This window comes from Blautia caecimuris (genome assembly GCF_024622975.1).
Taxonomy (GTDB): domain Bacteria; phylum Bacillota; class Clostridia; order Lachnospirales; family Lachnospiraceae; genus Blautia_A; species Blautia_A caecimuris.
In genome coordinates this window covers 87,514-104,487 of sequence record NZ_JANJZT010000010.1, presented here as the reverse complement: position 1 = coordinate 104,487, position 16,974 = coordinate 87,514, and the positions used below count along the sequence as shown (strand labels likewise).

At 44.7% G+C, this 16,974-nt stretch carries 14 protein-coding genes; 1 reads left to right on the top strand and 13 read right to left on the bottom strand.

The genetic code is table 11. The annotated features are described in order from the left end of the window. Positions 1-2: 2 nt before the first annotated feature. The 11 genes from NSA57_RS08445 to NSA57_RS08395 all read right to left on the bottom strand — a co-directional run bounded on the left by NSA57_RS08445 (position 3) and on the right by NSA57_RS08395 (position 14,789). Positions 3-1,295, bottom strand: a complete 1,293-nt coding sequence (locus tag NSA57_RS08445; protein ID WP_257464560.1) for an NAD(P)/FAD-dependent oxidoreductase — start codon at positions 1,293-1,295, stop codon at positions 3-5. A 24-nt stretch (positions 1,296-1,319) separates the two neighbouring features. Next, on the bottom strand, positions 1,320-2,756 hold the full coding sequence (locus NSA57_RS08440; RefSeq protein WP_257464559.1) for an NAD(P)/FAD-dependent oxidoreductase: 1,437 nt from the start codon (positions 2,754-2,756) through the stop codon (positions 1,320-1,322). 183 nt (positions 2,757-2,939) lie between these two features. Further along, positions 2,940-3,509 (bottom strand): glycerol-3-phosphate responsive antiterminator, encoded by a 570-nt coding sequence (locus NSA57_RS08435; protein WP_022068593.1) that lies wholly within the window; start codon positions 3,507-3,509, stop codon positions 2,940-2,942. Between the two features lie 110 nt (positions 3,510-3,619). Next, a complete protein-coding gene (locus tag NSA57_RS08430; protein ID WP_257464558.1) occupies positions 3,620-4,051 on the bottom strand; it encodes an RrF2 family transcriptional regulator in 432 nt (143 codons plus the stop codon). An 18-nt stretch (positions 4,052-4,069) separates the two neighbouring features. Next, positions 4,070-4,966, bottom strand: coding sequence for a tRNA 2-thiocytidine biosynthesis TtcA family protein (locus NSA57_RS08425; protein ID WP_330671315.1), 897 nt, complete (start codon positions 4,964-4,966; stop codon positions 4,070-4,072). A gap of 183 nt (positions 4,967-5,149) precedes the next feature. Then, positions 5,150-6,460 carry an O-acetylhomoserine aminocarboxypropyltransferase/cysteine synthase family protein gene (locus NSA57_RS08420; RefSeq protein WP_257464556.1) on the bottom strand — a complete coding sequence of 437 codons (1,311 nt, stop codon included), beginning with the start codon at positions 6,458-6,460 and terminating at the stop codon, positions 5,150-5,152. Between the two features lie 45 nt (positions 6,461-6,505). After that, positions 6,506-7,441 carry a cysteine synthase A gene (gene cysK, locus NSA57_RS08415; RefSeq protein ID WP_257464555.1) on the bottom strand — a complete coding sequence of 312 codons (936 nt, stop codon included), beginning with the start codon at positions 7,439-7,441 and terminating at the stop codon, positions 6,506-6,508. Between the two features lie 266 nt (positions 7,442-7,707). Beyond that, positions 7,708-9,177 carry a stage IV sporulation protein A gene (gene spoIVA, locus NSA57_RS08410; protein WP_147599205.1) on the bottom strand — a complete coding sequence of 490 codons (1,470 nt, stop codon included), beginning with the start codon at positions 9,175-9,177 and terminating at the stop codon, positions 7,708-7,710. A gap of 154 nt (positions 9,178-9,331) precedes the next feature. Further along, on the bottom strand, positions 9,332-10,147 hold the full coding sequence (locus NSA57_RS08405; RefSeq protein ID WP_257464554.1) for an AraC family transcriptional regulator: 816 nt from the start codon (positions 10,145-10,147) through the stop codon (positions 9,332-9,334). A gap of 168 nt (positions 10,148-10,315) precedes the next feature. Next, a complete protein-coding gene (locus NSA57_RS08400) occupies positions 10,316-11,695 on the bottom strand; it encodes an MFS transporter (protein ID WP_257464553.1) in 1,380 nt (459 codons plus the stop codon). Continuing rightward, positions 11,688-14,789, bottom strand: a complete 3,102-nt coding sequence (locus NSA57_RS08395; RefSeq protein WP_257464552.1) for a glycoside hydrolase family 2 TIM barrel-domain containing protein — start codon at positions 14,787-14,789, stop codon at positions 11,688-11,690. The genes NSA57_RS08400 and NSA57_RS08395 overlap by 8 nt, the downstream gene beginning before the upstream one ends. A 157-nt stretch (positions 14,790-14,946) precedes the next feature. Here NSA57_RS08395 and NSA57_RS08390 point away from each other — a divergent pair, with 157 nt between their 5' ends. Then, positions 14,947-15,807, top strand: coding sequence for an AraC family transcriptional regulator (locus NSA57_RS08390; protein ID WP_257464551.1), 861 nt, complete (start codon positions 14,947-14,949; stop codon positions 15,805-15,807). A 141-nt stretch (positions 15,808-15,948) separates the two neighbouring features. Here NSA57_RS08390 and NSA57_RS08385 read toward each other — a convergent pair whose 3' ends face one another. Continuing rightward, positions 15,949-16,143: a hypothetical protein gene (locus NSA57_RS08385; RefSeq protein ID WP_022067209.1), complete on the bottom strand. Its 195-nt coding sequence runs from the start codon at positions 16,141-16,143 to the stop codon at positions 15,949-15,951. A gap of 270 nt (positions 16,144-16,413) precedes the next feature. Next, positions 16,414-16,974 carry a Fe-S-containing hydro-lyase gene (locus NSA57_RS08380; protein WP_257464550.1) on the bottom strand — a complete coding sequence of 187 codons (561 nt, stop codon included), beginning with the start codon at positions 16,972-16,974 and terminating at the stop codon, positions 16,414-16,416.

Here is a 16,974-nt window from a genome sequence, read left to right as displayed (position 1 = left end):
TTTTATGCCTCCTGAATTTTTATGGTGATCTGTTTCAGTGCGGGATATTCCATAAGCTGAGCTTTTTTCAGAATCAGCTCCTCCATCTCGCCCGGGGCTGCATATAATCTTTTTTTGCGGATTACCAGCTTTTCGTCAAAGTAAACACACACATAACAGTCCCGGTAAACGCGGCCCACCCGGAAGCGGATTGTAAGGCTTTCTTCCATATATTCCGGCCGGATAAAAGAGGGAATGGTATAGCGGACACCGCCGTCAGAAATAATACGGATCTCATGACTGTCTCGTATCTCTTCTCTCTCCTGATTCTCTTGGAAGGATTTTTTATTTCTGATAAAATCCGCTGCAAAACGCCCGGCTGCGGCTGCCTCCTGTGACACAAAATCCACCAAATCATGCACATGCAGTACATTTCCGCAGGCAAATACTCCGGGGATATTTGTTTCCAGACTTTCGTTTACCACCGGACCTGACGTTACCGGATTCAGCTCCACACCCATTTTTCCAGATATCTCATTTTCCGGGATCAGACCCACTGACAAAAGCAAAGTATCGCAGGCGTATTCTTCCTCAGTGCCCGGAATGGGCTTTCCTCTTTCATCCACCTTTGCAAGCGTTACTCCTTCCACCCGTTCCCTTCCTTTAATGTCCACAACTGTGTGACTGAGCTTTAAAGGGATTCCATAATCCTCCAGACACTGCACAATATTTCTTCTGAGGCCGCCGGAATAAGGCATCAGTTCTGCCACTGCCTTTACCTTTGCTCCCTCCAGAGTCATTCTTCTTGCCATAATAAGTCCGATATCTCCGGAACCAAGGATCACAACCTTGCGACCCGGAAGATATCCTTCCATGTTTACCAGTCTCTGTGCCGTTCCTGCGGAAAAAATCCCTGCCGGGCGATATCCCGGAATATTCAAAGCTCCTCTTGATCTTTCCCGGCAGCCCATGGCAAGGATCACTGCTTCTGCTTTTATTTCCAGAAGTCCGTCCTCCCGGTTCAGAGCCGTGATCACCCTCTCCGGACTGATATCTGCAACCATGGTATTCAGCCTGTATTCAATATCAAGCTCCTGTACTTTTTTTATATAGCGCAGGGCATATTCCGGGCCTGTCAGCTCCTCCTTAAACGTGTGGAGACCGAAGCCATTGTGAATACACTGGTTCAGAATACCTCCCAGCTCTCTGTCCCTTTCCAGAATCAGAATTTTCTGTATACCGTGTTCTTTTGCAGCAACTGCCGCCGCCAATCCTGCCGGACCGCCTCCTATAATTACAACATCATATGCTTCCATGATAGTAGCTCCTCCTGTATCTGGTCAGAATGTATCTTTATTGATTCCCAGAATGATTTGTGAATTTTTTCCGCATTTGGTGATCTCTGCCATATCCTTTCCAAGCTCCCGGGCAAGGATCTCCATGGTTTTTGGAGAGCAGAAGCCTGACTGGCAGCGCCCCATTCCTGCTCTTGTTCTGCGCTTGACGCCGTCCAGTGATCTGGCGCCCAGAGGACGATGGATGGCATCAAGGATTTCTCCCTCTGAAACCATCTCGCATCTGCAGATTATATTTCCATAGGCCGGCTGCTTTTTCAAAAGCTCCCGGTATTCTTCTTTGTCCAGCGCTGCCGGATTAAGAATGCCCTTTCTCTCAGAAATAAAAGCATCTTTTTCTTTAAGGTTCAGCCTTTTTTTCAGGATGCCCGAAACCATTTCTCCAACTGCAGGAGCTGCGGTAAGTCCCGGGGATTCAATTCCTGCACAGTCCACAAAACCAGGCGCGTCCTCAGACTCACCGATAACAAAATCATCCCCTTCCTCATGGGCGCGAAGGCCTGCAAAGGAAGTGATCACCTGTCTCAGAGGAAGATTTTTTACATTCATGCCTGCTTTCTGGATTACCTGCTCCAGCTCCTGCGCAGAAGTGTTTGTTCCCTCTTTGTTTTCAATGTCTTCAGCAGTTGGGCCCAGAAGAAGGTTTCCGTGAACCGTAGGTGTTACAAGAATCCCTTTTCCGTATTTTCCGGGAAGAGAAAATACAGTTCTGTTCACATGGGTTCCCGCGCTTTTGTCCAGAAGGCAGTAGCTCCCTCTCCTTGGGGTAATGCAAAGCTTTTTTTCACCGACCATATTGTGGAACCGGTCTGCGTAAACTCCTGCTGCATTGATCACTGTTTTTGTCAGGAAAACTCCTTTGGAAGTTTCAATCTCCCAGCCCTGTGAGGTTTTTCTGATATTCTGTACCTCTGTATCGAATCGGAATTCTGCTCCATTGACAACAGCATTTTCTGCAAAAGCCAGGTTCATGGCAAAAGGACATACGATTCCGGCTGAAGGCGCATAGAGGGCTGCATATACCTCATCAGTTATATTGGGTTCCATTTCTTTCACCTGTTCCCGGTAAAGAATCTGAAGTCCTTTCACCCCGTTTTTCCGTCCCCTTTCATAAAGAGTCTCAAGCTTTGAAAAATCTTCTTTATGAAGACAGATCACCAGAGAGCCGTTTCTCTTAAAAGGAAAATCCAGTTTTTCTGAAAGCTCTTCCATCATCAGGTTTCCCCTGACATTCAGCTTTGCCTTCAGGGAGCCTTCCGCAGCGTCATAGCCTGCATGGACAATGGCGCTGTTTGCTTTCGAGGTTCCGCAGCACACATCCTCTTCTTTTTCCAGTACACAGATCTTTGCCTCATAACGGGATAATTCTCTTGCGCAGGCAGTTCCCGTTACCCCTGCCCCGATAATAATTACATCATACATAGTCTCTGCTCCTTTTTTCGATACATTTTTATTCACCGGGAAAGTCAGTACACAATATATGAATTTCCTGGTAAATGAAAAAGCCCGACAAATAAACGCACAGAATCTATGCGCTATCTGTCAGGCTCTCTTCTCTCATGCCTTTTCTTTTTCAGTTGTCCGAACAGGATTCCTGTTCTGTTTCTATAACCTCCATACCTGATGACTGGTAGAGGAAACTCCCATTGCACCGGCATCCAGCGCCGCCACCACGGATTCTCTGTCTGAGATCAGTCCGCCTGCAATGATCTTTATTTTTACCAGATGACAAAGCTTCTCAATGATGCGCGGCATCACTCCCGGAAGAACTTCAATAAAATCCGGCTTTACACTGTACTGCTGCTGGCAGATATTTTCAAATGCCATGGAATCCAGAAGGAAAAATCTGAGGACGGTAAACATGGACAATTCTCTGGCTCTTCGGATCAGGGAGGGTTTCGTGGTAATGATCCCATCTGCCATGGTGCTGGTATGGATAAAATCCACAGCTACCTCTCTTGTGCTCAGTCCGCCGATCAGATCCACATGTACCATGGCGATCTTGCCCGCATCCTTCACTGCCTTCACAATCTCTCCAAGAGAACAGATGTCCCCATATAAGATAAAAACAATCCTAATCTCCGGGATACCGCAGCATTCTTTCAGATCTTCCGGACTTTTTATTGCTGCGATCACAGGATTTTCTTCCACTGCATCCAAAAAATTCTGATTCATTTCTGCTGCCCCGTTTCTTTCCTTTTGAACTGATTTTACTATATCACACAAGGCTTCCTGATTCAATAAATTTTCTGAAAAATAATAGAAACCTTCATTTCCGGATCTGCTCAGATCACATAGCTTCCGCCGTCTTCTCCCTCCCGGAGAAGATCCTCAAGTGTAATATGATCGAAATATTCATTGATCAGCTTATAAAATCCCTGCCACATGCTTAAAGTCTTACAGACAGAAGCGCGCTCACAGAGATTCGGCTCATCCTCCAGACAGGCGATAGGCGCCAGGGAGCCTTCTGTAAGTCTTAAAATACTGCCCATAGTGTACTCCTCCGGCGTTCTGGAAAGGCGGTAGCCGCCTCCCTTTCCTCTGAGAGCATGGACAAATTTATTTTTGCTCAGAACAGACACAATGGATTCCAGGTATTTTTCAGAAATTTCCTGTCTTCTGGCAATATCCATAAGGGGGATATATTCTCCGGTATTGTGTTCCGCAAGATCCAGCATAACGCGGATCGCATAGCGTCCTCTTGTTGATATCTTCATCCTAACGGCCTCTTTCTGCTATATTTCATCATACGTTTCCAGGAAATGATGCTTTACTCCGTCTTTCTTATATGCCACCACAGTATTGACGTTTACATTTTCCACACTTTTAAATATGTTAAACTCAATTACAGGATCCTTCTGAGCAAGATTATGGATCAGTTCCTTTACCTCTGCTCTTTTTGAGCTTTTATCTGTTTCCTCATCTGCGCACTGCTCTGTAAAGCGGCAGGCGCACCGAAGGAACCTAAGTCCGTTGTAGTTTGCCCAGTGGATGATATCTTCCTCTCTGATCAGGTACATGGGACGGATCAGCTCCATTCCCTCAAAATTGGTGCTGTGAAGCTTCGGCATCATGGTCTGTATCTGGGCTCCGTAAAGCATTCCCATAAGAATGGTCTCGATCACATCATCGTAATGATGGCCCAGAGCGATCTTATTGCAGCCAAGCTCCTTTGCCCTGCTGTAAAGATATCCTCTTCTCATTCTTGCACAGAGATAACAGGGAGAGCTTTCCTCTCCTGCCACCACGTCAAAAATTTCAGACTGAAAAACCGTAATGGGAATTCCAAGGGTTCTGGAATTTTCTAGGATAAGCTGATAATTCGCCTCATTATATCCGGGATTCATTACGAGAAAAACAACTTCAAAATTCTTTTTTCCATGGCGGGCCAGCTCCTGAAAAAGCTTTGCCATAAGCATGGAATCCTTTCCTCCGGAAATGCACACAGCGATTTTATCTCCGTCTTTAATCAGCTCATATTCATTGATGGCTTTTGTAAAACGTCTCCATACAGGCTTGCGGAATTTTTTTATAATACTTCTCTCAATTTCCCGTATTCTTACATTCCGGGCATCCTCTTCTGTAAGCCCGGCCTCATTTATCTGGTTGGTCTCTAAGGTATTTGTATCCATAACATTCTCCGTTCTGCTGATGTTTTCTTCTTTTTTACTGTAAAAGAAGAGAACTCCGTTACAGTATACATGCAGAGACATGTTACGGTCAAGAAGTTCTCTTTTGTTTTATTCTGTCATTGGGACTTCCGGTTATTGTTCACAACCTTCGCAGTAACTACTTCCATTTTCGGCTTACATGCCTCACAGCACTGCCTTAAAAGCCTCTTCCAGATCCTGAATAATATCATCGATATTTTCCGTTCCCACAGAAAGCCGGATGGTATTCGGCCGGATTCCCTGTTCAAGAAGCTCCTCTTCCGTACACTGGCTGTGAGTGGTAGTGGCAGGATGAATCACCAGAGATTTCACATCCGCTACATTTGCCAGAAGAGAAAACAGCTCCAGATTGTCAATAAAGTCTTTTGCCTTTTGTTTGCCGCCTCTGATCTCAAAGGTAAAAATGGAACCGCCGCCCTTTGGGAAATACTTCTGATAAAGAGCTTTCTGGCTTTCATCCTGTGTCACAGACGGATGGTGGACACATTCCACCTGAGGATGACTGTTAAGATATTCCGCTACTTTAAGCGCATTTTCCACATGACGTTCTACCCTTAAAGACAGAGTTTCCAGTCCCTGAAGAAACAGAAATGCATGAAAAGGCGACAGAGTGGCTCCAGTATCTCTGAGAAGGATCGCACGGATCCTGGTAACAAAGGCTGCCGGACCTGCCGCCTTTGTAAAACTGATTCCGTGATAGCTTGGGTCAGGCTCTGTAAGAACAGGAAATTTTCCGGATGCCTCCCAGTCAAATTTTCCTCCGTCTACGATCACACCTCCCACGGCTGTTCCGTGTCCGCCAATAAATTTTGTTGCAGAATGTACCACAATATCTGCCCCGTATTCTATGGGGCGCACCAGATAAGGCGTTGCAAAGGTATTATCCACAATAAGGGGAATTTTATGCTTATGAGCGATTTGGGCTGCTGCTTCAATATCTACCACATCTGAATTAGGATTTCCCAGAGTTTCAATAAACACAGCTTTTGTATTATCCTGAATGGCTGCTTCCAGCTCTCCGTCATTAAAAATATCTACAAAGGTGGTTGTGATCCCATACTGGGGAAGTGTGTGGAGAAGCAGGTTAAAGGTTCCTCCGTAAATATTTTTTGCCGCAACAATATGACCACCGTTCTGCGCCACATTCTGAATGGAATAGGAAATAGCTGCTGCCCCGGAAGCCACTGCAAGAGCTGCCGCTCCTCCCTCCAGGGCTGCCATCCGTTTCTCAAAAACATCCTGAGTGGGATTGGTCAGCCTTCCGTAAATATTTCCCGCATCACTTAGATCAAATCTTGCCGCCGCATGGTCACAGTTGCGAAATACAAAGGAAGAGCTCTGATAAATAGGAACCGCTCTGGCATCTGTTGCCGGATCCGGATTTTCCTGTCCTACATGCAGCTGAAGTGTCTCAAACTTAAATTTCCTGTTTTCTCTTCTGATTTTTTCACCCATAATTTTACTCCTCGTTATTCTTTATCTGCCAGACAATCGTTGTTTTTACTGTTCCATAAACAGAGGGGTGGAATAGTATCGGTCTCCTGAATCCGGAAGGAGGGCTACAATGGTCTTTCCTTTATTTTCCGGACGCCGTGCAAGCTCAAAGGCTGCATGAAGAGCTGCTCCGGAGGAAATTCCTACCAGTACGCCTTCTTTTTTTGCAAGAAGCTTTGACGCTGCATATGCCTCCTCACTTCTGATCTGAATGATCTCATCGTAAATATCTGTATTTAAAACCTCAGGTACAAAGCCTGCGCCGATTCCCTGAAGCTTGTGAGGGCCGCTCTTTCCTTCTGAAAGTACAGGAGAATCCGAAGGCTCTACTGCCACGATCCTGATCTGAGGATTTTTAGCTTTCAGATATTCTCCCACACCGGTCAGAGTTCCGCCTGTGCCTACGCCTGCTACAAAAATATCTACCTTTCCCTCTGTGTCCTCCCAGATCTCCGGGCCTGTTGATGATCTGTGGGCTGCAGAATTCGCAGGATTTACAAACTGTCCGGGAATAAAGGCGCCCGGAATTTCTCCTGCAAGCTGCTCCGCCTTTTCAATCGCCCCTTTCATGCCCTTTGCGCCTTCGGTAAGGACAATCTCTGCTCCGTATGCCTTCAGGATATTTCTTCTTTCCACACTCATGGTCTCAGGCATGGTAAGAATCACCCGATATCCCTTGACTGCCGCAATAGCAGCAAGCCCGATCCCTGTATTTCCCGAGGTAGGCTCAATGATCACAGAACCTTCTTTCAGGAGGCCTTTTTTCTCCGCGTCCTCGATCATTGCTTTTGCCACTCTGTCCTTGACGCTTCCGGCAGGATTCAGATACTCCAGTTTCACAAGAACAGCTGCCGGAAGAGAAAGTTCTTTTTCAATATTGGATATTTCTACCAGAGGAGTATTTCCGATCAGCCCCAGCGCTCCTTTGTAAATTTTTGCCATAATCCAGTTCCGCCTTTCTTTTTAATTACATACTAACTTTGTATGTTAGTATGATAATACAATTGCCATAAAATGTCAATCTTTATTTTCAGAAGTTTTTATGAAATGGAAAAACTGCCACAGTCCATATTCTTTTTTTAACAGAACATAAACCACAGCAGCTCTTCATTTAAACAGCGTTCCTGCTTCCGGCACAGAACAGCTCCCGCATTTACCATCTGAAGAAGCTGCTGTCCCCTGCTATTCTTTTTTTGATACAAAAAAGCTCAGATGATAATACACACCATCCCGCCCTTGCTGTCATTGACAATCTTCTGCATGGTATCCTGAAGCTTCACCTGGCTTTCTTCTCCAATGGAAGCCAGCTTATTCCGGATGCCGTCCTGTACAAGCTGTTCTATGGACTTGCCGAAAATATTTGTCTCCCAGATGCTTTCGCCCCGTTGGCCGCTCTGTCCGATATACTGGATCAGATCCTGCGCCTGCTGCTCTGTTCCTACTATAGGCGCGATCTCTGTCTCAATATTGGCTTTTATCATATGAATGGAAGGGCTTTTTGAACGGATTCTCACCCCGAATTTATTTCCCTGTTTCATCACCGTCGGCTCTTCAATCTCAACCTCTCCAAGCTCCGGCACCACCACACCGTATCCGGTCCCCCGGACCGCTTCCAGAGCAGACTGAACCTTAACATATTTTTCTTTCATCTGGGAAAGCTCTTTCATCGTATGGATCAGGTCATACTCGCTTGCCATAGAAACTCCGCACAGCTCGCTTAAGATCCTGTAATAATACTCATCTTTGATCTGGACCCGTATTCTGACAACGCCATCGGAAAGTCCTACATGATCAAGAAGAGTATCCTGCACGTAAGGACCTTCCAGCTGCACCCTTTCCTTAGTCACATCACGGATATGAGCCAACTCCTTCATCAGCTTCCGGATCTGTCCCAGGATCTGTGATTTCAGTTCATGATCCAGAGGAAGCATTTCTACCCATTTAGGCACATAGAAATGAATTTCACTGACCGGAAATTCATAAAGCACCTTTTCCAGAATTCTGGTGATATCTTCTTTTTTCAGCTGCTCACAGTTAGCTGTGACCGTTGTCACTCCGTATTTTTTCTGAAGGCTTTCTGCAAGCTGTAAGGTTTCTTCTTTATACGGCATCTGAGAATTTACCAGGATCAGAAAGGGTTTTCCCTGTTTTTTTAATTCCTGGACTGTCTTTTCTTCTGCCTCTCTGAAATTTTCGCCTGGGATTTCTCCAAAGCTTCCGTCCCCTGTGATCAGAAGTCCAATGGTGGAATGTTCCCGGATCACTCTTCCTGTTCCCACCTCTGCTGCCTCATGGAAAGGAATGGCTCTGGAGGACCAGGGGGTTTTTACCATTCTCTCTCTGCCTTCCTCCACATGGCCGGAAGCATCTTTAACCAAATAACCTACACAGTCTATCAGACGGATCCGAACCTTCTGATCCTCTCCCAGAGTAACCGGAACCGCCTCTCTTGGAATAAACTTTGGTTCCACTGTTGTGATCAGCTTTCCGGAACCACTTAAAGGAAGCTGATCTCTTACCTCTGCCTGCTGCTCCCCGCTCATTGCCGGAAGGGCCAGCTGCTCCATGAAACGTCTGATAAATGTGGACTTTCCGGTGCGGACAGGTCCTACAACACCTATGTATATATCACCGCCGGTACGTGCCTGAATATCCCGGTAAACCTGAAAATTTTCCATAAAAATGCCCCCTTGCATATATTCACACAATCCCATGTATTGTTATATTTATATGCAGGAGACATTTTATTCATGTTACTTTTGAGACAAATCTCTGAAACAGGTCTGTTATTGTTACTGTAAATGAAGCGGGCAGAAGCCTTTTATTTTATGATCAGGTTTTCATGATGTCTGTATTCTCCTGTTCCCAGAACGATTTTCTGTATTCGCCGGGAGTTCTTCCATATCTCTGCCGAAAGACACGATTAAAGGTTCTCTGGCTTTCAAACCCGGCTTCCAGATAAATATCCGTAATTCTCCTGTCTGTATTTTCCAGAAGAGAGGAAGCATAGTTCAGCCGGATCTCATTAAGATACTGATTAAAATTCGTATGAAAAACACCGGAAAAGATTTTGGATAAAGCAAACTTATTTACGCCAAGATTTTCAGCCACACTTCCAAGTGTCAGCGTTTCCTGAAAGTGAGACAACAGATACGTCATAACCGTATATATCAGATCATTACTCCCCACACGATCTTTTTCTATGAACCGGAAGTTCTCCCTGCACCGGTATAATATAATCTGTAAATAAGCCTGCCCCACAACCTCGTTTACCTTCTTGTCTTTTATCAGACAGCCTAACGCATTTTTGACCTCCTCGTGTAATTTTCCCCTGGAAATCACTGGATTTTCCGGACATTTTTTCTGAAGCAAGGTCATAAACGGTCCACTGAGCTCCAACGATGCATAAAACAGATATACTTCATTTTTTCCATGAGAGAACACCTGATAATGATGGATCAGATCCGGAAATACCACTGCAAAATCTCCCTGCTCCATATGATACAGCTCACAGCCAACGCCAAGCTCCAGCTCCCCTTTTGTTACATATACCAGCTCAATGGCATTGTGAAGGTGAGGGGGAACATGATGAGGTTTTTTTCTTATTATACTGAACTTTTCTTTTTTCTCTTCATAAGACGGCTGCATGTTCCTTCTCCTCTCTCTTCAAAATATGGCTGCTTCTTTTTTTCATTTGGCATGCATATCTTCCTCTGATAGAGTATAATAAGGTCAGAAATCAGGAAAGGAGGTACAGCCTTATGAAAAAGCTTATCAACTATTTACAGGAAGTCATGGATTTCTATGCAGTTTATTTTAATCATGCATATCGCTTTTAACAGCCTGTTCCTGTAAAAGTTTCTCATTGGCGCGTTCCACGTTCATTTTTGACATGATAAATGTAATAATCAGTGTAATTGCCACCGGAACCCAAAGATACATGATCTGAAGCATCTGGATACAGGAATCACTCTGTACACCCAAAGCTCCGTCAAAGCCACTGAGATCCAGAAGCCAGCCGGTAATGGCGATTCCAATTCCGCCTCCCAGCTTAATGCCAAGAGAGGTACAGGAGTACATGGTTCCGTCTACTCTTTTGTGCTTTGTCAGATAAGTATATTCCGAACAGGAAGCGATCACTGCATTCATATCTCCCTGCCAGGGTCCCATACCAAAGGCTGCGATGCCGGTAAATAAAAGCATCAGCGGCACGCTTCCCAGGTAACCGGCTACTACAACCAGAGCCCTTCCAATGGTTCCGATCACATATCCCGTCAGATTCAGTTTGTACATACCCTTCCATTTTTCCACCAGAACCGGCGTAACCAGCAGCGCAATAATTAAAGGGATATTTATGGCCCAGGAAAATACACCGTACAGATTTTCATTAAACAGAATATAGGTCATATAATAAATACCCATGTTTAACATGGCAGTATAAATCTGCTGCAAAATATAGGTGATACAGATCATTACATAATACTTATTGGTAAATAAAAGCTTTCCGGCATCGATCAGGGAATACTTCTCATCTGTTCCGGCTGCTTTTCCATCATTTAATTCTTCTTCCGGCAGTTCCTTCACAGAAAATACGGAAATCGTATTCACTGCAAGTCCGATCACTGCATAAATAATAGCGACTGTTCTCCATCCGGCAGCTCCGCCGCCCATCCATTCCACAAATCCAATGGTCAGAGACTGGATCAGAAGACTGGTTGAAAAAGCAAAGATAAAACGATAGGAACCCATCTGTACACGTTCCTTGCTGTTTTTTGTCACCAGGGCTGTCAGGGCAGAATAGGCAATATTATTCGCAGTATAAAAAACTGCGTTTAACAGAGTATAGGCAATAAAGAACCAGGCATACTGGGCAAACTCTCCCATGTCAGCAGGAATAGCAAAAATAGCCACCAGTGTTACGGCACAGCCAATATATCCATACAGCATCCAGGGTCTTGCCTTACCCAGTCTGCTTTTTGTTTTGTCGATCAGAGAGCCAAAAAAGACGTCTGTGATTCCGTCAAATAATTTTGACACTGCAATCAGAGTTCCGATAATTCCGGGATTCAGCCCTACTGTATTTGTCAGATAAATCATGACAAAGGAGGACAAAAACGCATAGACCACATTTCCTGCAATATCCCCGGAGCCATATCCTACTTTGTTGTACCATTTTAAATACTTTTTTTCATTCATGTGTTCCTCTCATTCCTTTCCAAATAAACATCATCTCAAATGTAAATCTTTCTTGATCCAGCCGATATTCTTTGCGAAGCTTTGGACCGCAGCTGTTGGAGCCGATTCCATTCTGCCCATAATCCAGACAGACAACAGTGTTGCCTGATTTTTCCAGTTCAAAATTATGTGCCTTTTCTGTCAGTTCTTCCTGGGTGTAATAAGATACATTAAATGCAAAAGGCTTTGGAGATACAGCCATAAAAGTCTGTGCTTCTTTTTCCAGGACCATATAATCACAGTCTGTATGACTTCCGTTTTCCTGGGGGCGCAGATAATCCTCATGCTGCTCTTCTACTGTGGATTCATAAAGGCCATGGCTGCAGGATCTGCGCTTATCCACATAGCTTTCGTGAGGCCCCAGTCCATAGAATTTCAGGCCTTCATACTCTTTCTTTAAAAATAACCGAAGCCCAAACCGTGGAAGCTGTGGAAATTCCATGTTCTTTTTTACCTGCATGGTTACAGAGATTTCTCCGGTACTCTGTACCTTCCATTCGGCTTCGATATCCAGAACCTTTTGAAGCGCTGCTGCCGCCACAGACATGGTGCTGTGGATGATAACGCTTTCATCATTGACACAGCCGGCAGCTCCTCTCCTTATCTCCCATGTTGTATCATAAGCTCTGGCTTTGCTGCGGTCATATCCGGCTGCCTTCCATTCCAGCTTGATCTTTCGGTCATTGTCTGTTGGCGCCCGCCAGATATTCACTTCCATTGGCGCAGCCAGCAGTTCCTTTCCATTTAAGCTTACCTGTTCAAATAATCCGGAAAGTTTACTGTAGCGATATGTAAACTTCTCGCTTTCGATAGTAAGGAACCGATCCGTTTCCGTAACCTGCACAGATGCCTGATCCTCTCTCCGGTTTTCCAGAATACACACCGCCTGCTGATTTCTACCATCTTTATTTTTCAACAATATCTCATCAAATCCCAGCACACTTCCGGGAACAACAAGGGCATTTCCCTGTTTTAAGTAATAGGATATTTTCAGGTAACATTTTCCCCGTTCCGGAACCGGAATATCCAGAAAAATGCTTCCTGTCTGCCCGGGCAGTATGGACTCCTTCAGTTCCATTTCTTCCTTTTTGAGGATTTTTCCATCACAGGTCACTTCCAATGCCAGCTCAATATAATCCTTTAAATCCAGGTGATTCATATAATTTTTCAGGCACAGCTCTCCGGTTTCCTGCCGGAAAGTCACCACTCTTGCCGGGCGGTGCACATTCCGGTATTCCAGAAGCCCGGTATGAGGTGTCCGGTCAGGATATACCAGTCCGTCCATACAGAAATTGCCGTCATGGACCTCTTCCCCAAAATCTCCTCCGTAAAAATACTTTTCTTTTCCATTAGCAGCCTTTCCCCGGTACACTCCATGATCACACCACTCCCACACAAAGCCTCCGCAAAGCTGGTCATATTGATAAATCATCTGGAAATAATCCTCCAGATCTCCCGGTCCGTTTCCCATGGCATGACAGTATTCGATCAAAAGAAAGGGCTTATCCGGTTTCTGTTCCATATATTCCTGGATTTCTTCCAGAGAAGGATACATTCTGCTGAAAATATCAATATTGCTGTAATCGTATTTTCTTTTATTATTCCGATAAAAAGAGCTTTCATAGCAGGTCAGCCTTGTTTTATCAAACTGCTTTGTCCACTTTAAAGCTTCCTCAAAGGTACAGCCATAGCCACATTCATTTCCCATGGACCAGATCACAATGCTAGGGCGGTTTTTCTCCCTGTGTACGCAAAGTCTGGTACGGTCCAGGGTAGCCGGTATGAAATCCGGGTTATCAGAAATCCTCTCATTCCACCTCTGGCTTACATTTTCCCAGCTGGAATCTTTTAAATACTGGGACTGGGTTCCATGACTTTCATTGTCTGCCTCTGCGATCACAAAAAATCCATACTCATCACAGAGCTGATAAAAATAAGGCGCATTGGGATAATGGCTGCTGCGGACTGCATTAAAGTTGTTTTCCTTCATCATCTGTAGATCTTTTTTCATCTGGTCAGGCCCAATGACAAACCCGGTCACCGGATCCGAGTCATGGCGGTTCACTCCCTTAAATTTAACAGCAGTGCCATTCAGATAGATGACAGCATCCTTCACACAGATTTCCCGGATACCGATCCGGTCTGCAATCACTTCTCCCTGTGTTTCTATTAGCAGAGTATATAAATAAGGCTGCTCCGGATTCCACAGCTTTGCATTTTTTACTGTAAGAACTGCCTTATGAGTATAAAGCTCTCCGGATTCTTCCCAAAGCATCTGAGAAGCGATTTCCTGTTTCTCTGCATCATACAGGGTAAGCTTTGTTGGAACAGCCATTCCCTGATAGTTTGCCTGCACCGTGATCACTGACTGATCTTCCTGGATTTCTGTTGTGGTAAAATAATCATACACAATGTTTTCCGGGCGGTTCAAAAGATAGACGTCCCGGAAGATTCCGCTCATACGAAACTTATCCTGATCTTCCAGATAGGTTCCGTCGCACCACTTCAGAACCAGAACGGCCAGAGTATTTTCTCCATTTACCAGAGCCTCTGTCACGTCAAATTCACTGGTGGCATGAGAAACCTGACTGTACCCTGCATACTCCCCATTTACCCACACATAAAAACAGGAATCCACACCCTCAAAATTCAGATATGCCTTTGGAGCTTCTTCTGATTTTTCGTAGTAAAATTTACGCACATAGGCTCCGCATGGATTTTCCTGAGGGACATAGGGAGGGTCCAGAGGAATCGGATACCTTACGTTGGTATACTGGTGGCTGTCATATCCGTAATTCTGCCAGACTCCCGGCACCTCCACCTCACTAAAACTGCTGCAGTCATAATCCGGTTCATAAAATTTTTCCTGCACATCATAAATACTGCTGAAATACTGAAACTGCCATGTTCCGTTCAGCGCCATGATACGGTCCGAAAAAAACCTGTCTTCTGTCAGCGAACCCATATAATGGGATGCCGGAATATAATAGGCTCTGTAAGGCATGGTATTTTCATGCACTATTTTTAAGTCCTCATAATATTTTGGCACAATCACAACGTGTTCCTCCTTGCTTTCTTTTACTTTTCCTTTGATTTAACGTTATTTTACGCCTTTTTTACATTGTTCGTCCATAAACTTCATTGGACAAAATATGCACAAAATGATACACTTTTTATATCGCAGGATATTTTCTGAAACAGGAGGAACCATTATGTATATCAATTCCGGCTATCTGCATAATTCTTTGTTGGATTTTAAGGACAAAACCAGACCTCTGGTGGTGGGAAGCTGCGGAACCTACCGTCTGATCCATCAGCCCAGGCTTCCCACCTACCGACCAAGAGGAAGAATTGATTATCAGCTGCTTTACATTGCCGCAGGAAAGGGACATTTCTTTTTTGACAACAAAGAACAGATTATAGAAGCCGGGCACATGATTTTATATAAGCCCAGAGAAATGCAGAAATACGTTTATTATGGAACAGACCAGACAGAAGTATACTGGGTGCATTTTACAGGCAGCAATGTAAAAAATATTTTAAAGGAATATGGTTTATTTGAAACAGGGCGGGTGATCCAGACTGGCAATTCTCCGGAATATCATCAGATTTTCCGAAAAATGATCCAGGAGCTGCAGCTTACCAAGCCTCATTATGAAGAATACCTTTCAATCCTGCTGCGGGAACTGTTTCTTTTAGTCAGCCGTCAGGCCCCTGTGGGCACGGCACAAAACCAGATTCTCCAAAAAGAAATGGAAGCTGCCACCCAGTTTTTTAATGAGCATTTTACAGAAAACATTTCCGTGGAAGATTATGCCCTGTCCCGGCATATGAGTACCTGTTGGTTTATCCGCAGCTTCAAGCGCTACAACGGGGTTACGCCTATGCAGTATATTGTCAATCTCCGGATCACAAATGCAAAAACCCTGCTCCGCACTACAACCTATTCTGTTTCTGAAGTGGCTGCAGTTGTGGGTTATGAGAACCCTCTGTATTTCAGCAGGCTGTTCAAAAAACAGACAGGGCTTCCGCCTTCTGAATTCCGGAACACCAACACAATCTTCCCCAAATAAAACATGTCCAGCCTTCCTCTGCCTCAAAATAAAAACAGGAACCTGAAGGTTTGCCATTTGTCATAAATACAAACCTGAAGTTCCTGTTTCCATCATTTGAATATAGCCTTATCAGTACTTCTGAACTAATCCGCGGGATGATTATTTATCCTTGTGCTCTGTTTTCAGAGGAACCGCTTCCTCTGCCTGAAATACATAGCCGCAGGAGCAGACAGTATCTTCTGTAAGCTTTCCGCGGGAAGTAAAGACTTCCACCTCTTTTCCGCATTTCGGACATACTCTCTCTTCAATTACTGAAGTTCTGTGCTGGCTTTCGCATCCATCCATAACTGCCATTTGTTCTTCCTCCTTTAATTAAAAATTTTGTTTTTATTCCGGCATTTCCCATGCCATGATCTGCTTTCAGTATATCCCCGAAAGCAGACTGCTGTCAATATTATTTTGGATAAATTTTGTCTGTTTTTCAGAATTTATGTTGCTGTTTACAACACAGCAACCTGGTCAAAATGCATTCCAAATCACCTTGGGCGATGGCATTTTACCCTGTATGTCCCGGGATTTACAAAATGACATGCATTCCAAGTCAGCTTTGTTTATGGCAGAACATTAATCTCTCTTATGGGAAAGGTAGGCTTCCCTTCCCTCCTCATAAAGATTTCTTCCCTCACTGTCAATAATTACAACAAGAGGCATATCCTCCACATAAAGGCGTCTTAAAGCTTCTGACTGAAGATCCTCATAAGCTACCAGCTCTGCTTTTTTGATGCATTTTGCAAGAAGGGCTCCGGCTCCTCCGATGGCTCCAAAATAAACTCCGCCATATTTTTTCATGGCTTCCACCACCTCCGGAAGGCGGGCGCCTTTTCCGATCATTCCTCTTGCTCCCACAGACATCATGGTTGGCGCATAGGCATCCATCCTTCCGCTTGTAGTAGGACCTGCAGAACCGATCACCTGTCCCGGCTTGGCAGGGGTAGGACCTACATAATAGATGGTAGCGTCCTTTGGATCAAAGGGAAGCTCTTCTCCTCTTTCCAGAGCCTCGCACATTCTCTTATGACCGGCATCTCTGGAAGTGTAGATCTCTCCTGTCAGGTAAACAGAATCTCCTGCACGAAGGCTTCTTGCAATTTCTTCTGTAAGGGGTAAAGTAATATGTCGTTCCAT

Bases quoted from the DNA above. Each gene is read 5' to 3' on its own strand.
- NSA57_RS08445 (WP_257464560.1), bottom strand. From the start codon at position 1,295: ATGGAAGCATATGATGTTGTAATTATAGGAGGCGGTCCGGCAGGATTG.
- NSA57_RS08440 (WP_257464559.1), bottom strand. From the start codon at position 2,756: ATGTATGATGTAATTATTATCGGGGCAGGGGTAACGGGAACTGCCTGC.
- NSA57_RS08435 (WP_022068593.1), bottom strand. From the start codon at position 3,509: ATGAATCAGAATTTTTTGGATGCAGTGGAAGAAAATCCTGTGATCGCA.
- NSA57_RS08430 (WP_257464558.1), bottom strand. From the start codon at position 4,051: ATGAAGATATCAACAAGAGGACGCTATGCGATCCGCGTTATGCTGGAT.
- NSA57_RS08425 (WP_330671315.1), bottom strand. From the start codon at position 4,966: ATGGATACAAATACCTTAGAGACCAACCAGATAAATGAGGCCGGGCTT.
- NSA57_RS08420 (WP_257464556.1), bottom strand. From the start codon at position 6,460: ATGGGTGAAAAAATCAGAAGAGAAAACAGGAAATTTAAGTTTGAGACA.
- cysK (WP_257464555.1), bottom strand. From the start codon at position 7,441: ATGGCAAAAATTTACAAAGGAGCGCTGGGGCTGATCGGAAATACTCCT.
- spoIVA (WP_147599205.1), bottom strand. From the start codon at position 9,177: ATGGAAAATTTTCAGGTTTACCGGGATATTCAGGCACGTACCGGCGGT.
- NSA57_RS08405 (WP_257464554.1), bottom strand. From the start codon at position 10,147: ATGCAGCCGTCTTATGAAGAGAAAAAAGAAAAGTTCAGTATAATAAGA.
- NSA57_RS08400 (WP_257464553.1), bottom strand. From the start codon at position 11,695: ATGAATGAAAAAAAGTATTTAAAATGGTACAACAAAGTAGGATATGGC.
- NSA57_RS08390 (WP_257464551.1), top strand. From the start codon at position 14,947: ATGTATATCAATTCCGGCTATCTGCATAATTCTTTGTTGGATTTTAAG.
- NSA57_RS08385 (WP_022067209.1), bottom strand. From the start codon at position 16,143: ATGGCAGTTATGGATGGATGCGAAAGCCAGCACAGAACTTCAGTAATT.
- NSA57_RS08380 (WP_257464550.1), bottom strand. From the start codon at position 16,974: ATGGAACGACATATTACTTTACCCCTTACAGAAGAAATTGCAAGAAGC.